This is a genomic window from Amycolatopsis orientalis DSM 40040 = KCTC 9412, from assembly GCF_000478275.1.
Taxonomy (GTDB): domain Bacteria; phylum Actinomycetota; class Actinomycetes; order Mycobacteriales; family Pseudonocardiaceae; genus Amycolatopsis; species Amycolatopsis orientalis.
Genome location: NZ_ASJB01000015.1, coordinates 43,975 through 58,419 on the forward strand (window position 1 = coordinate 43,975; position 14,445 = coordinate 58,419).

General features: G+C 70.4%; 14 protein-coding genes. 9 read left to right on the plus strand and 5 right to left on the minus strand.

Annotated elements, in window-relative coordinates:
• The first annotated feature begins 6 nt into the window (after window positions 1-6).
• The 5 genes from msrB (at window position 7) to L324_RS43200 (ending at window position 3,551) form a co-directional block, all read left to right on the plus strand.
• Window positions 7-429 carry a peptide-methionine (R)-S-oxide reductase MsrB gene (gene msrB / locus L324_RS02620; protein WP_037304420.1) on the plus strand — a complete coding sequence of 141 codons (423 nt, stop codon included), beginning with the start codon at window positions 7-9 and terminating at the stop codon, window positions 427-429.
• Between the two features lie 72 nt (window positions 430-501).
• Window positions 502-1,353, plus strand: a complete 852-nt coding sequence (locus L324_RS02625) for a TIGR04222 domain-containing membrane protein (protein ID WP_037303808.1) — start codon at window positions 502-504, stop codon at window positions 1,351-1,353.
• A gap of 113 nt (window positions 1,354-1,466) precedes the next feature.
• Window positions 1,467-2,399, plus strand: a complete 933-nt coding sequence (locus L324_RS02630; RefSeq protein WP_037303809.1) for a TIGR04222 domain-containing membrane protein — start codon at window positions 1,467-1,469, stop codon at window positions 2,397-2,399.
• On the plus strand, window positions 2,392-3,204 hold the full coding sequence (locus L324_RS02635) for an MbnB/TglH/ChrH family RiPP precursor modification enzyme (RefSeq protein ID WP_037303810.1): 813 nt from the start codon (window positions 2,392-2,394) through the stop codon (window positions 3,202-3,204). Before L324_RS02630 ends, L324_RS02635 begins: the two co-directional genes overlap by 8 nt.
• Window positions 3,201-3,551 carry an SCO6045 C-terminal-like domain-containing protein gene (locus tag L324_RS43200; protein WP_037303812.1) on the plus strand — a complete coding sequence of 117 codons (351 nt, stop codon included), beginning with the start codon at window positions 3,201-3,203 and terminating at the stop codon, window positions 3,549-3,551. Before L324_RS02635 ends, L324_RS43200 begins: the two co-directional genes overlap by 4 nt.
• A 42-nt stretch (window positions 3,552-3,593) precedes the next feature.
• On the opposite strand, the gene L324_RS02645 is transcribed toward L324_RS43200, so the two are convergent.
• From L324_RS02645 to hemE, 4 genes are read right to left on the minus strand one after another with little or no spacing between them, the layout of a single operon-like run.
• Window positions 3,594-4,952, minus strand: a complete 1,359-nt coding sequence (locus L324_RS02645) for a CoA transferase (RefSeq protein ID WP_438938437.1) — start codon at window positions 4,950-4,952, stop codon at window positions 3,594-3,596.
• The gene (hemQ, locus tag L324_RS02650; RefSeq protein ID WP_037303814.1) at window positions 4,952-5,644 is read right to left on the minus strand and encodes a hydrogen peroxide-dependent heme synthase; all 693 of its coding nucleotides are present in this window, start codon (window positions 5,642-5,644) and stop codon (window positions 4,952-4,954) included. Before hemQ ends, L324_RS02645 begins: the two co-directional genes overlap by 1 nt.
• Window positions 5,645-5,669: 25 nt before the next feature.
• Window positions 5,670-7,049, minus strand: coding sequence for a protoporphyrinogen oxidase (gene hemG, locus L324_RS02655; protein ID WP_037303815.1), 1,380 nt, complete (start codon window positions 7,047-7,049; stop codon window positions 5,670-5,672).
• Window positions 7,046-8,119 carry a uroporphyrinogen decarboxylase gene (hemE, locus tag L324_RS02660; protein WP_037303816.1) on the minus strand — a complete coding sequence of 358 codons (1,074 nt, stop codon included), beginning with the start codon at window positions 8,117-8,119 and terminating at the stop codon, window positions 7,046-7,048. The genes hemG and hemE overlap by 4 nt, the downstream gene beginning before the upstream one ends.
• 88 nt (window positions 8,120-8,207) lie before the next feature.
• Between hemE and L324_RS02665 the strand changes: the two genes are divergently transcribed.
• From L324_RS02665 to L324_RS02675, 3 genes are all read left to right on the plus strand, one after another.
• On the plus strand, window positions 8,208-8,771 hold the full coding sequence (locus L324_RS02665) for a DUF3000 domain-containing protein (protein WP_037304423.1): 564 nt from the start codon (window positions 8,208-8,210) through the stop codon (window positions 8,769-8,771).
• Window positions 8,772-10,011: 1,240 nt separating this feature from the next.
• The gene (locus L324_RS02670) at window positions 10,012-10,728 is read left to right on the plus strand and encodes a response regulator transcription factor (protein ID WP_034318331.1); all 717 of its coding nucleotides are present in this window, start codon (window positions 10,012-10,014) and stop codon (window positions 10,726-10,728) included.
• Window positions 10,729-10,796: 68 nt separating this feature from the next.
• Window positions 10,797-12,062, plus strand: coding sequence for a ribonuclease D (locus L324_RS02675; protein WP_051173585.1), 1,266 nt, complete (start codon window positions 10,797-10,799; stop codon window positions 12,060-12,062).
• Between the two features lie 79 nt (window positions 12,063-12,141).
• Here the strand turns inward: L324_RS02675 and L324_RS02680 are convergent, their stop codons facing one another.
• Window positions 12,142-12,798, minus strand: coding sequence for a TetR/AcrR family transcriptional regulator (locus L324_RS02680; RefSeq protein WP_037303817.1), 657 nt, complete (start codon window positions 12,796-12,798; stop codon window positions 12,142-12,144).
• Window positions 12,799-12,976: 178 nt separating this feature from the next.
• On the opposite strand from L324_RS02680, the gene L324_RS02685 reads away from it, so the two are divergent.
• Window positions 12,977-14,443 carry an amino acid permease gene (locus tag L324_RS02685; protein WP_037303818.1) on the plus strand — a complete coding sequence of 489 codons (1,467 nt, stop codon included), beginning with the start codon at window positions 12,977-12,979 and terminating at the stop codon, window positions 14,441-14,443.
• Window positions 14,444-14,445 lie beyond the last annotated feature (2 nt).

Sequence of the window (14,445 nt, forward strand, 5' to 3'; positions counted from 1 at the left end):
AAAGGCATGAAACCCGTTGTCGGAGCCACGCCACGCGTGGTCAAGTCCGAGCAGGAATGGCGGGAACAGCTCAGCCCCGACGAGTACGCCGTGCTCCGCCAGGCGGGCACCGAGCGCCCCTTCACCGGGGAGTACACCGACGAGAAGACCACCGGTGTCTACCAGTGCCGCGCCTGCGGTGCCGAACTGTTCCGCAGCGACACGAAGTTCGAGAGCCATTGCGGCTGGCCGTCGTTCTACGACCCGGCCGATTCCGACGCCGTCCTCCTCCGCGAGGACACCACGATGGGGATGCGCCGCATCGAGGTGCTGTGCAAGTCGTGTCACAGCCACCTGGGACACGTGTTCGAAGGCGAGGGCTACGCCACGCCGACGGATCAGCGGTACTGCATCAACTCGATCTCGCTGAAGCTCGTTCCCGAGTCGTAACCAACCGAAGCGAACCACCGCCCTCTCCGACGCGTTCCCTGTGCAGAGCAGCGTCGGGGAGGGCGGTGTCGTATGAACGAACCTTGGGGAATCTCCGGACCGGCTTTCGCGTGGCTGTACGGCTGCTTGGCCGTCCTGCCCCTCGCGCTCGCCGGACTGCACACGAGGTGGCTGCGCCGTGACACCGGCGCACGTGAAGTACCCGGCGTCCACCACCTGGCCGCGCTGGCAGGCGGTTCCGACCGGGTCACCGACACCGCCGTCGCCGGTCTGCTCGAACGGAGCGGTCTCCGGCTCGACAGCCACGGCGTCCTGTATCCGACCAAGCCCGTTCCGGCCGATCCCTTCGAGCGCGCGGTCGTGTCGACTTTGCCCAGCCTCGGAATCGGCCTGCGCGAGCTGCGCTCGAAGATGGCGCGGCACGAGGTCGTCTTGGAGTTGCGCGCCGACCTGCAGCGGAGAGGGCTGCAGGTCGGCGAGAAACGCCGACGGGTGGGCTGGCAATGCGCGATGGCCGCGTATGTGCCGATCTTCGCGCTGGGGGTCGCCCGACTGGCGAACGCCGTTCCGCTGCGGCGGCCGTCCGACATTCTCATCATGCTGCTCCTCGCCGTGCTCGGGGCGATCGCTCTCACCGGAGGGCTCCAGTGGCCGGATCGCGCGGGCCGCGCGACCACCGCGGGCATGCTGGCCCTCCACTACGGCCAGTGGGACCGAAGCCTCGGCAGGACCACGACCGGCCGGGTCGCCCTGCACGGCTTGGGCGCCTTCCCCGAACCGGTGTTCGCGGCCACGCTGGTCAGGACCGGCGGCTCGCGACAGAGCCGGTCCACGGCCGGCGGTGCGAGCGGTTGTGCCCAAGCCGTTTCCTCCTGCGGGGGCGGCGATGGCGGTGGTGGGGGTGGCGGAGGTTGTGGCGGATGAGGGTCCAACTGCCGTCGTGAGAACCCACCCCGGCTGTTCGAATCACGGAACCACGACCGGACGGAAAAGCGTCCGACTACGGTAACTGCACCTGCTCGTGAAAGGCCCGTGCGATGAAGGACACCTGGGGCATCCCCGGACCCACTTTCCTGGCGATCTACGGCGCCCTGCTGGTGTTCCCGCTGGTCGTCGGTCTGCTGTGGACGGTCTTGGTCAAGCTGGGCCGCAAGGCACCGCGCCCCGCCGTGCACGGACCGCAGCCGACGGTGTACGAACTCGCCTTTCTGGCCGGAGGACCGGACCGTGTGGTCGACACGGCCATCGCGGCACTGGTCGACCGCGGGACGTTGCGGGTCAGCAGCTCGAAGCAGCTCCAGCTGACAGGCGCCGAACCCGCCGACCCGATCGAAAAGGCCGTCGCCAAGGGCGCACGGCCGGGCTACAACGCCACGACCCGCGGCATCCGCGACCGGCTGCGGATGTCGGGGCCGATGCAGGCGCTCGCCAAGGATCTGGAGGCCCGGGGACTCGTGGCCGCGGACCGGGCGCCCCGGATCCGCCAGGTCGTGTTCTTCCTGTACCTCGCCGTCCTCGTCCTCGGCGTGGCGCGCCTGATCGCCGGGATCTCCGGCGACCACCCCGTCGGCTTCCTCATCCCGCTGCTGATCGTGGCCGTCTTCGCGACGCTGGTCGCCCGCGCCGTCAAGAACAAGAGGTCGGGCCCGCGCCCGACCGGTGAGGGCGACCGCGTCCTTCACCGGGCCAGGTCCGCCCACGGACGGGAGCGCAAACGCGGCATCCCGAACGGACCGGGATACGTCGGCATGGCCGGCGGCGCGGTGCTGGGCGGCGCCGCCGCGGCGGTCGCGTTCGGCGGGCTCGCCTCCTTCCCCGACGAGGAACTGAGCGCGGCCTTGATCCCGCCTCCGGTCTCCAGCGGTTTCGGCGGCGGTTCGTCCGGCGGCTCCTCGTGCAGCAGCGGCTCTTCGTGCAGTAGCTCCTGTGGCGGAGGCAGCTCCTGCGGTGGCGGGGGTTGCGGTGGCTGACGGGCCCGGCAGGCTCGGGATCGGCATCGGCTGGCGGCACGAGCTGGATCTGTCGATCGCGCGGCTGCCCGGCGTCGACTGGGTCGAGGTCGTCGCCGAGAACCTGCACGCCGGGCAGCTGCCCGAGACCCTGGTCGCCTTGCGCGACAAGGGAATCCCGGTCCTGCCGCACGCGGTCTCGCTGTCGCTGGGCGGCGCGGAGCCGCTGGACACGGACCGCGTCGAGCGGCTCGCGGAAATCACCCGTGAACTCGGCGCGCCGATGGCCAGCGACCACGTGTGCTTCGTCCGCGCGGGCGGCCTCGATTCGGGGCATCTGATGCCGCTGCCCCGCACCCGGGAAGCGCTCGACGTCCTGGTGGACAACGTCAGACTGACTCAGTCCATTGTGGACGTGCCGTTCGCGCTGGAGAACATCGCCGCGGTACTGGACTGGCCGGACGCGGAGTTCTCCGAGTCGGAGTTCCTGCGGGAGCTGACCGACCGGACCGGCTGCCTGCTGATCATCGACGTCGCCAACCTGTACGCCAACGCCCGCAACCTCGGCACCGATCCCGAACGGTTTCTCGACGAGATCCCGTGGGAGCGGCTGGCGTACACGCATATGGCGGGCGGTGTCGAACGCGACGGCGTCTACCACGACACGCATGCCCATCCGATGGTCCCGGAGGTGCTGGACCTGCTGCGCGAACTGCGGCGGCGCACCGAGCCGCCGGGTGTGCTCCTGGAACGCGACGACGACTACCCGCCCGACAGCGAACTGGCGGCCGAGCTGGCCGCGCTGCGCGAAGCGGTCTCGCTGTGAGTTCGCCGCGGGAACGGCTCGCCGGGCAGCAGGCCGAACTGCTCAGGGCCCTGCTCGCCGGGGGCGACGCTCCGGCGGGCTTCGACGCGGACAGGCTCCGTATCGAGGCGAACGTCCTGCGGAACAAGCAAAGCAGGCTGGCCGCCTACCTTCGCCCCGATCTCGCCGAGGCACTCGGCGACCGGTTCGCCGCGCTGTTCCGCGAGTACGCGACAGCGCATCCGAAGACCGACGCGATCCGCGCACGGGCCTACGCGGACGCGTTCGGCACGTGGCTCGTCGAGCGCGGTGAGGTACCGAAGCCGAAGGGCCGCCTGGCGAGGTGGCTACGCCGTTTAGTCCTCTGAATGCGTTCTGGCCGACACGCATTCAGAGGACTAAACGCGGGGTCACCAGACCGCGCGGTCGCTTCCGGGGACGTGCGTCGCTTCCGCCCAGAAGGGATTCGCGCCCGGCAGCGTGCCCGCCATCTTGACCCGGGTCAGCCGGCCGAGCTGGCTGTCGACGTCTTCCAGCCATTCGGCGCCGTCGAAGCCGGAGGGACCGGGTTCCTTGCGCCCCAAGGAGTTCAGCCACTCCCCCGTTCCGGCGAGCGAGGTGCGGACGTGCTGGCTGCCGCCCTCGGTGGCCGCCCGGCGGACGGCGGTCATGATCGCCGCCGCGGTGAGCCAGCCGGTCGCGTGGTCGAGCGCCTGCACCGGAAGCGGACCCGGACCGTCGAGTCCGGCGGCCTTCCCGCCTTCGTCGGCGATGCCCGACGCCATCTGCACCAGGCTGTCAAACCCCCGCCGCCGTGCCCATGGCCCTTCCCAGCCGTAGGCGGACAGGTCCGCGACGACGATGCCCGGCCGGAGTTCGGCGATCGCTTCGGGCGAGAAACCCTTGGCCACCAGCGATCCCGGCCGGAAACCCTGCAGCACGACGTCGGCGCGGGCGATCAGCTTGCGCAGCCGCGAGCGCCCCGCCTCGGTCTCCAGGTCGACGTACGCCGAGAGTTTGCCCATCCCGGTGTCGACGGCCAGCGGCGGCACCGTCGGCAGCTGGGCCGACCCGATGTGCATGACGATGGCGCCGTGCGCGGCGAGCACGCGGCCCGCGACCGGTCCGGCGATGACATGGGTCAGGTCCAGGATCCGCACCCCGCCGAGCGGCCGGTCGGACTCGAACAGCCGCACGGGGTCCGACGGCCCGAGCGGCCGGATCTCGGCGACCGGCAACCCACTCGACGCCTGTCCTTGCTTGTGCGCCAGCCATTCCTCACGCGTGCGCATGACGGCGGCGGCCCCGCCGGCGCCGATGACCGCCGATTCGACCTCGTACTTCGACTTGGCCGCGACGACCTTCTCGAACGCCGCGCGGGTCGCGGGCACACCGAGACCCCAGCACACGGCGGAGACGTGCCGCGGATAGTTGCAGTGCAGCCGTACCCAGCCGTCGTTCGCGCGATAGTCGCCGGACAGCGGCGCGCTGAACGGCACCGGCTCCCCGTCGACGCGGAGGTACTGCTCGCTGTGGAACGACGCCGCGGCGTGCCGGGTGTCGATCGAGACCTTGCCCGGCTCGATCCCCCGCAGCCGCAGCAGTTCCCCGGCCGCCAGGGTCGCCGCGGCGATACTCGTGACCGCCGCCTCCTCGACCCGGAAGATCCCGGGCAGCACCGACTCGGGGCCGGTGACCTCGACGGCGTCCTCGGCGAGCTCGTCGCCGGTGAGCGTGGTCCAGACGCGGGGGTCCAGTGAGGCGTTCACTAGGGCAGCAGGGCGATCAGCTCGGCAGGGGCCACCTTCGTCCCGGTGTAGAACGGGATCTCCTCGCGCACGTGGAGGCGGGCCTCGGTGCCGCGCAGATGACGCATCAGGTCGACGATGCGGTGCAGCTCGTCGGCCTCGAAGGCCAGGATCCACTCGTAGTCGCCCAGCGCGAACGACGCGACCGTGTTGGCGCGGACGTCCGGATAGTCGCGGGCCTCCTTGCCGTGGTCGGCGAGCATCTTGCGGCGCTCGTCGTCCGGCAGCAGGTACCACTCGTAGGAGCGCACGAACGGATAGACGCAGATGAACTTGCGGGCCTCTTCACCGGCGAGGAACGCCGGGATGTGGCTCTTGTTGAACTCCGCCGGGCGGTGCAGCGCGACCTGGCTCCACACCGGCACCGACGCGCGGCCGAGCGGCGTGTGCCGGAAACCGCTGTAGGCCGCCTGGACCTGCTCGATCTCCTCGGCGTGCCACCAGATCATGTAGTCGGCGTCGGCGCGCAGTCCCGAGAGGTCGTAGACACCGCGGACGACGACGCCCTTGGCCTCCAGCGCGTCGAGATACTCGGTGGTCTCCGCTGTCGCCTTCTCGCGGTCTTCGCCGAGCTTGCCCTGCTCGGCCCGGAAGACCGACCAGGCGGTGTAGCGGATGGTGTCATTGAGCTCGTTGTAGTTCAGCCGCGCCATACCGCCATCTTGGCACTGCCGGTGCTCAGGAGCCCTCGTGGGTCGGTGTGATCCCGGCGATGCGGCGGGCGGCCGCGTCGGCGGTCGCGATGCAGGCGGGCAGCCCGACGCCGTGCAGGGTCGCGCCCGCCACCGCCAGCCCCGGAACGGCGGCGACGGCGCGTTCGATCCGCTCGACGCGGACGAGGTGCCCGGTGCCGTACTGCGGGAGCCCGCCGCCCCATCGGGTCACCAGTGTCTCGATCGGCTCGGCGGTGACCCCGGTCAGCCGGGCCAGGTCGTCGCGGACCACTCGCACGAGTTCGTCGTCGTCGGCGTGCAGCGCGCCCGGTTCGCCGAAGCGGCCGACCGAGCCACGCACCAGCACCGGGCCTTCGCCGTACTGCGCCCACTTGCGGGAGGAGAAGGTGAACGCCTTGGCGGCGAACGGTTTCCCGGCCGCGTCCCGCTCCCCCGCGCCGATCAGCACTCCGGACGACTCCGGCAACGCGGTCCCCGGCGGAAGCGCGAGCGCGACCACCGCCATCGACGCGAGTTCGACCTTGGCGAACACCGACGAGGCCACTCCCGCGACACCGTCGAGCAGCCGTCGTGCCGAAGGCGCCGGGACGGCGAGAAGAACGGAGTCGGCGTCGAGGTCGTCGACCTTCCAGCCGACGGCGGTGCGCTCGAGCGCCGTCACGGTGGTCCCGGTCCGGATCTCGGCGCGGGAAAGCTCCGCGAGCCGTGCGATCAGCGTTCCGAGGCCGCCCAGGAGGGTGCCGAAGACCGGCGCCGTACTCGGCGAGGCCGGCATGAGCGAGGCGGCGCCTTCGGTGAGCGAGCGTGCACCGCGATCGATCGCGGACGCGAGACCGGGCATGGTCGCGCGCAGCCCGAGCCCGTCCGCTCCCCCGGCGTAGACCCCGCCGAGCAGGGGATCGACCAGCCGGTCCACGAGTTCGTCGCCGAACCGCTCGCGCAGCAGCGGGCCGAGCGGCACGTCACCGGCGGGCAGTTCCAGCGGTGACAACGAGGCCTCGGCCTCGACCAGGGCGCGACCCTTCTCCGACAGCACCCCCGCGACCGCGTCGGCCGAGGCCGGAACGCCCATGACCGTGCCCGGCGGCAGGCCGAGCACGGAGCCGCCGGCATGGATCTTGGCGCGGGCCTTGGTGGGGTGGACGAGGCTTTCGCCCAGCCCGACCTCCTGGACCAGGGAGACCGCCTCGGGGCGGCGGGCGAGGAACGCCTCCGCACCGACGTCGTAGCGTTCCCCGGCGAGTTCCACCGTGCGGAGCTTCCCGCCGAGCGACCCTGCCGCCTCGAAGACGACGATCCGGGCGTCGTCGCCGAGCAGCGTCCTCAGGCGATAGGCCGCCGTCAGTCCCGAGATACCGCCACCGACGACGGCGATCGTGCTCACGGCTGAAGCTCGTGCACCAGCCCGACCACGCGCGTCAGGACATCGGGGTCGACGCCGGGCAGGACGCCGTGGCCGAGGTTGAAGATGTGGCCGTCGGCCGCGCGGCCCTCGGCGAGGATGCGCCGGACCTCCGCTTCGAGCACCGGCCAGGACGCGTGCAGCAGCGCCGGGTCGAGGTTGCCCTGCACGACCCCGCCGCCGAGCCGCCGGACCGCTTCGTCGAGCGGGATGCGCCAGTCGACGCCGACCACGTCGGCACCCGCGTCGCGCATGGCCACCAGCAGCTCACCCGTGCCGACGCCGAAGTGGATCCGCGGCGCGCCGTAGCGCGCGATCGAGGACAGCACCTTCGCCGAATGCGGCAGGACGAACTCGCGGTAGTCCCGCTCCGAGAGCGCGCCCGCCCACGAGTCGAACAGCTGGATCGCGTCGGCTCCGGCGTCCAGCTGCGCGGACAGGAAGGTGATCGCCATCTCCGCCAGGCGCCCCGCCAGCTCGTGCCAGAGCTCCGGTTCGGAGTGCATGAGCGCCTTGGTGTGCTCGTGGTTGCGGCTCGGCCCGCCCTCGATGAGGTAGGAGGCCAGCGTGAACGGCGCGCCGGCGAAACCGATCAGCGGCGTCTCGCCCAGCGACCCGACCAGCAGCCGGACGCCCTCGGCGACCCGCTCCACCTGCTCCGGTTCGAGGACCGGCAGCGCGCGCACGCCCGCGGCGTCGCGGATCGGCGAGGCGACGACCGGGCCGGTGCCCGCGACGATGTCGATGTCGAGGCCCGCCGCCTTGAGCGGGACGACGATGTCACTGAAGAGGATGGCCGCGTCGACGCCGTGACGGCGGATCGGCTGGAGGGTGATCTCCGCGAGCATCTCGGGGTCGAAGCAGGCTTCGAACATCGAGGTGCCTTCGCGGAGCGCCCGGTACTCCGGCAGCGACCGGCCTGCCTGGCGCATGAACCACACGGGGGTGCGGGCCGGGCGTTCGCCGCGCGCGGCGGCCAGGAACGGCGCACCGGGCAGGGCGCGACGGGCCGCGGGGACGGTCTGCGCGGGAGAAGCAGCTGAAGGAGACATCACGGTTCATGGTGCCATGGACGCTCGGAGGCCTTACTCTCGGCGCGTCTGCGCCCCGAACCGGACTATCGCGTCCTACAGTCGGTTGGTGACCGCGATGACGTCAGTACCCGACCTCTTCCGTGAAGCCGTCGCGGCGTTGCAATCGGTCCGGCCCCGTCCCGAAGTGCAGCTGGAGACGATGCGCCCGCCGCAGCGCCTGGCGCCGTGGTCCTACGCGGTGAGCTGCGAGGTGGAAGGCCCCGCGGATGTGCTGGCGTCGGGACGACTGGTGCTCCTGCACGATCCGGACGGGCAGGAAGGCTGGGACGGCGTCCTGCGGCTGGTCATGTACGTCCGCGCGGAACTCGACCGGGAACTGGCGACCGATCCCTTCCTGCCCGCCGTCGGCTGGTCGTGGCTGACCGACGCGCTGGAAAGTTCCGGCGCGGAGTGGACGGCGCTGGGCGGCACGGTCACCGAGACCTCGTCGGCCCGCTTCGGCGACATCTCCGGGCCCGCGCGCACCGACGATCTGGAACTGCGGGCGTCCTGGACGCCGACCGACGCCGCGCTGCGGCCGCACGGGCAGGCGTTCTGCCAGGTGATGGCGAGTGTCGTGGGACTGCCGCCGGTCGGCGTGACGCTCTTCGGGCAGCGTCAGTCCTCCTGACCTTTCGGCCCGCGTCCCCTCGCGGTGCCTCCGTTGATCCCCAGCCCGGACTCGATGATCGCCACAGGCGGCCCTCAAGCATCAGCAGTCCCAACCGCTGCGCGTGAAGGCCCCCTTCGGTCAGGGCCCGGCAAAGTCGGCATCGTGCAGGTCGGGCCCCTCTTCGTCCTGGCGCAGGCCGACGATGAAGGAATGGGGACGTTGAGTGTCCCGATTCCTTCATCAACACGGGGTTCACACCCGGTCGCACAGCTTGATCGACACAGGATCAGGGAGACCCCCGAGTGTGGAGGATTTGGGACGTTCAACGTCCCAAATCCTCCACACTCGAACCCCGCGCCGGCCGCCGAGGCCGCGTCGCCGGGCTCCACTCACCGGAGACAGCTCGCCGAGGGCCCGACACGCCGGGAATCCCACTAATCGAGACATAGCATTCGGGTTATTTTGCGTTCCAAGCCCGCTAGCGTCGCTAGTAAAGCTGGCGATACTAAAGGTCCCTTGCTCCCCCCACCCGATCCGCGCCCCAAGGACGTGAAGGCTCCCTTCACTGCGTCGGACGCGGCGAAGGAAGCCTTCACATACTCCCGAAGCCTCCGCGAAGCACCCGAAGACGCCTTCGCACACTCCGGACACGAGGCCCTGAGAGCGCCTGTAAGCGTCCGAGAGGCCCCAGGGGGCCATCTGGCCTAGAGCGGCCCCGACCAGCGCGGAGCGCGGCAGACAGAGGTCTGGACCACCCCGTTCGTGCTACGCACAGTGTCACGGACCGCAACAAGATCAAGCCCGCCGGAACCGGCCCTCCGGAGGCGCCCCGGCGCTTCCGGAGCGTTACCATAACGGTTACCGAGCGAAGCGATCATGACCCTCCGCGAAGTTGATCAAGCCCCATGCCGGAGGGGGTTTTCGCGCTCCGATGGGCCACCGTCCAGCGGTCCCGGGAAGCGGCACCGGCAGGTGCACGGCCCATCTGCACAGTCGGTTGGACCCCGGTAACTCAAGTGCATCGCGTTCATTTGGCGATGTGTTAGCCACCGGCTGTGTACTAGCCCGATCGTGTTACAACGAACTCCCTGAGTAACTACTCGTTTGAGATAGATACCCGTTCGATCCCCCCGCGAAGGCCTCAGGGCGGCTACAGTGCCATCGACGACACCACTTTCGGTCTAAAGCTGGCGCGGCTAAACGGCCGAAAGTCCCGGTGCCGGTCGGGGGGCACGACCGACTCCAGGGAGGTAGTGACGTGGCTACCGTCGGCATTTCTCAGGCCGTCCGATCCACGCCAGCCGGTTCATTGCCGGCGAGCATGGTTCCGCACCCGCGGGAAGAGCTTTTTTCCGTGTTGGTGGTCGATGACCACCCGCTGTTGAGGGAGGCAATCTCAGCAAGACTCGCACAGATGGGTGCGGGCACCGTCCACGAGGCCGCCACGGTGGCCGAGGCGAGGGCGCGAGCACAGGCCACTGGGCCTTGTGATCTGGCGATCCTCGATCTCGGACTGCCGGATGGCAGCGGCATCGAGCTGGTTACGGAACTCCGTAGCCATGGCTGGCCTCGAGTAGTGGTGCTCGCTTCATCAGACGACCCGTACGCGGTCAGGTCGGCGTTCCAGGCCGGCGCCCAGGCATACCTGCTCAAGTCGGCATCGCCGGTCGTAGTGACCGACGGCGTCCGCAGGGTGCTCGAGGGCGGCGTCTACGCGGACCCGAGCGTCGCACCGGTCCTGGCCACCGGCACCCGAGTCGCCGGCACCGACAACACCCCGCGCGAGCTTTCGGCGCGCGAGGTCGAGGTGCTGCAGCTCGTCGCCGACGGCCAGTCCAACAAGGAGATCGGTGAGGAACTCAGCCTCTCCGCTCTCACGGTGAAGTCTCACCTCTCCCGCATCGGGCGCAAGCTCGGCACGGGTGACCGGGCTCAGATGGTGGCGCTGGCCATGCGTGCCGGCGTGATCCGCTGACAAAGGCGAACTGCCCTGCGGGGCGGGCGGACCAGGCGCGGCCCGCTCGTCCCGTAGGGTCTTCACCTATGGAAGGCGACCGACCCGGAGAACCGCAGACGGACTCGAAGACCGCCACCGACGACGTCGGTGGGCCGGTTCTGTTACGCGAGCCCGCCGAGGGCACTCCACCGGTGATCGCCGACGCGACAGCCCTCGCCGAAGCCTGCGTGAAGATCGCGGGCGGCAGCGGGGCCATCGCGGTGGACACCGAACGCGCGTCCGGCTACCGGTACTGGCCGAAGGCCTATCTGGTGCAGCTGCGCCGTGAAGGTGCCGGTTCCTTCCTCATCGACCCCATTCCGCTCGAAGGGCAGCTCGAACCCCTCGCGGAAGTGCTCAACAACGCCGAATGGGTGCTGCACGCGGCCTCACAGGACCTGCCGTGCCTCGCCGAACTCGACCTGCGCCCGAAGAGCCTGTTCGACACCGAACTCGCCGGGCGTCTCGCCGGGTACGAACGCGTCGCCCTCGGCACCCTCGTCGAACTCCTCCTCGGCTACCAGCTGGAGAAGGGGCACAGCGCCGCCGACTGGTCGAAGCGCCCGCTCCCGGTCGACTGGCTCAACTACGCCGCCCTCGACGTCGAGCTGCTCATCGAACTGCGCGAGAAGCTCGAAGCCGACCTGGCCGCCCAGGGCAAGCTCGAATGGGCCCAGCAGGAGTTCGAGGCCGTCCGCACCGCGCCGCCGCCCGCGCCGAGGGCCGAGCCGTGGCGCCGGACGTCCGGGGTGCACAAGATCCGCAGTGCCCGAGGGCTCGCCGCGGTACGCGAACTGTGGCAGGCACGCGACGAACTCGCCCGCAAACGGGACAGGGCACCGAGCCGGATCCTGCCCGACAGCGCGATCATCAACGCCGTCACCGCGGATCCGAAGACCGTCGAACAACTGCAGGCGTTGCCGGTGTTCAGCGGCCGGGTCCAGCGCAAGTACACCGCGAGCTGGCTGCGGCATCTGCAGAACGCCCGCTCGCTCCCGGCCGACGAACTGCCGACCCCTGCCCAGCAGACCGACGGCCCGCCGCCGGTGAACCGCTGGTCGGACAAGGATCCCGACGCCGCCGCCCGGCTTTCGGCCGCCCGTGCCGCACTGGCCGCGATCGCGGAGGAGCGCCGGCTGCCGGTGGAGAACCTGCTGCTGCCGGAACTCGTCCGCCGCACCTGCTGGCGCCCGCCCGCCGACCTCAGCGAGGACTCGGTCGCGAAGGTCCTCGGCGACGGCGGTGCCCGGCCGTGGCAGATCGAACTCACCGTGGCGGTGCTGAGCAAGGCGCTCCAAGCCACCGCCGCCTGACGGGAGCCGAAGGACGCCTTCGCCGCATCTCACGCGGCGAAGGACGCTTTCGTCTCATCGCATGAGGGGAAAGGCCCCTTCAGCTCTCCAGTAGGGACCGGGCCGAAGCACGCAGTCCGGCGTCCGGTTCCCCGAGACCGGCGAGCCTCAGCACGCTGTCGGCACCTTCGACGGCGTGCGCCTCGACGTCCAGATCCGGCCGGTCGCGCCGGACGATCGCGATGCTCTCCACGAGCCCGAAAACAAGGTCGGTCCGGATCCCCGACAGGTCACCGGGGACCCCGGCCGCCGCGACGAGCGCGCCGTAGACGCGTTTGAGTTCCGCCCGCTCGGCCCGGAACCGGGCCAGCCTCGGCGACGAGATCTCCGGCAGGAGGTACAGGGCGCCGAGGTTGTGCCGCGCGCTGCCGAGCAGCTGGATGTCCGCGTAAGCCAGCGCCCACAGCCGCGTGCCGACCGGCGCGTGCTCGGCCGAGAGCCCGCCCGCGACGTCGAGCGACGGCCGGACGGTGTCCTCCAGCAACGCGGCGAGAATGTCCTCTTTGGACGGAAAGTGGTAGTAGAGCGACGCCTGGCGCAGGCCGGCGCGTTCGGCGATGGCCCGTGTGGTCGTCGCCGCGTAGCCGGCTCCGGTGAACAGCTCCCCCGCCGCGTCCAAGACCGCGAGCCGCGCCTCCCGCTTGCTCGCCGCCGCGCCACTGGCCCTCGGTCTGCCCACCCCGGTCGTTTTCGTCATCTATCCGATCCTGCCATTTCTTCGCGGCGATCTTTGTTACGTCCGGTGGTCGGCCCAGGTTACCGAATCCGGTAGTTGTTAACACCGCGCTTACCCCGCGGAGATCAGAAGGACCCCGCACGCGCTTAATTTCGGTCGGCCGATCGAAATTCGGTCCTTCAGACAGGAGCCCCCGCAAATGCCCGCCGAAGACCTTTCCGCCTTCGGGTACCGCCAAGAACTCCGCCGGACGCTCGGCGGCTTCTCGGCCTTCGCCGCCGGTTTCTCCTTCGTTTCCATCCTGACCACGGTGTTCCAGCTCTTCGCCTTCGGCTATTCCTTCGGCGACACGCTGTTCTTCTGGACCTGGCCGCTGGTACTCGCCGGGCAAATGCTCGTCGCACTCAGCTTCGCCGAACTCGCCGCCCGTTTCCCGCTGGCCGGTTCCGTTTACCAGTGGGCGAAACACCTGTCGCCCGGATTCGCGGGCTGGCTCGCGGGCTGGATGATGTTGCTGGGCTGTGTCGTCGCGCTCGCCGCGGCCGCGATCGCGCTGCAGGTGGTGCTCCCCTCGGTCTGGAGCGGGTTCCAGCTCGTCGGCGGCGACCCGGCGGTGACGTCGCCGACCGGCGCCACCAACGCGGTCCTGCTCGGCGCCCTGCTGATCGTGTTCACCACGGCGGTCAACGCCGGCGGCGTGCGGCTCATGGCGCGGATCAACGACGTCGGCGTCGCGGCCGAACTCGCCGGCGTCCTGGTGCTGATCGCCGGCCTGGCGTTGTTCGCCGTCCGCGGCCCGCAGGTCGTGCTCCAGCCGGCGGGCGAAAACCCGGGCGTGGGCGGCGTTCTCGCTTCGGCACTCATGGCCGCGTACGTCCTGTACGGTTTCGACACCGCCGCCTCCGTCGCCGAGGAGACCAAGGACGCCCGCCGCACGGCCCCGCGCGCCGTGCTCCGCGCGCTCCTGATCTCCGGGCTCGGCGGGCTCGCGGTCGTCCTCACCGCGCTGATGGCGGCCCCGAGCCTGACTGACGGGCAACTGGCCGGGAAGGGCCTGCCGTACGTCATCACGGCCGTCTTCGGTGACACGCTCGGCAGGATCTTCCTCGCCGACGTCGCGATCGCGGTCGTCGTCTGTACCCTGACCATCCAGACCGGCACCGTCCGGCTGATCTACGCGATGGCCCGCGACGGCGCGCTTCCCGGCGCACACCGGCTTTCCGCGGTCAACGCCCGCACCGGGACCCCGATCGCGCCCGCGATCCTGTCCGGCGCGCTCGCCATCGGACTGCTGCTGCTGAACCTCGGGAATCCCACCGTCTTCAGCACCATCACCGGCACCTCGGTGGTCGTGGTCTACCTCGCCTACCTCCTGGTGACCGGACCGCTGCTGAGGCGGCGCCGCCAGGGTCGCTTCACCGCCGAGCCCGGCCACTTCTCCCTGGGACGATGGGCTATTCCGGTCAACGTCGCGGCAGTAGGGTACGGCGCGATGATGATCGTCAACATCGCTTGGCCACGAGCCGAGATCTACGACCTCGCGGGCACCGGCTCCGTCTGGGTCCGGTTGTTCCCGATCGAGTTCGTCGGCGCCGCGCTGCTCACCGGCTACCTCTGCTGGCGCCGCCGCTCCGCGCTCACCACGGTTCCCGTCCCCACGATCTGAAG

Excerpts from the sequence above, each read along its gene's own strand:
- msrB (WP_037304420.1), top strand. The coding sequence starts at position 7 with ATGAAACCCGTTGTCGGAGCCACGCCACGCGTGGTCAAGTCCGAGCAG.
- L324_RS02625 (WP_037303808.1), top strand. The coding sequence starts at position 502 with ATGAACGAACCTTGGGGAATCTCCGGACCGGCTTTCGCGTGGCTGTAC.
- L324_RS02630 (WP_037303809.1), top strand. The coding sequence starts at position 1,467 with ATGAAGGACACCTGGGGCATCCCCGGACCCACTTTCCTGGCGATCTAC.
- hemQ (WP_037303814.1), bottom strand. The coding sequence starts at position 5,644 with ATGGCGCGGCTGAACTACAACGAGCTCAATGACACCATCCGCTACACC.
- hemE (WP_037303816.1), bottom strand. The coding sequence starts at position 8,119 with ATGTCTCCTTCAGCTGCTTCTCCCGCGCAGACCGTCCCCGCGGCCCGT.
- L324_RS02675 (WP_051173585.1), top strand. The coding sequence starts at position 10,797 with ATGGAAGGCGACCGACCCGGAGAACCGCAGACGGACTCGAAGACCGCC.
- L324_RS02680 (WP_037303817.1), bottom strand. The coding sequence starts at position 12,798 with ATGACGAAAACGACCGGGGTGGGCAGACCGAGGGCCAGTGGCGCGGCG.
- L324_RS02685 (WP_037303818.1), top strand. The coding sequence starts at position 12,977 with ATGCCCGCCGAAGACCTTTCCGCCTTCGGGTACCGCCAAGAACTCCGC.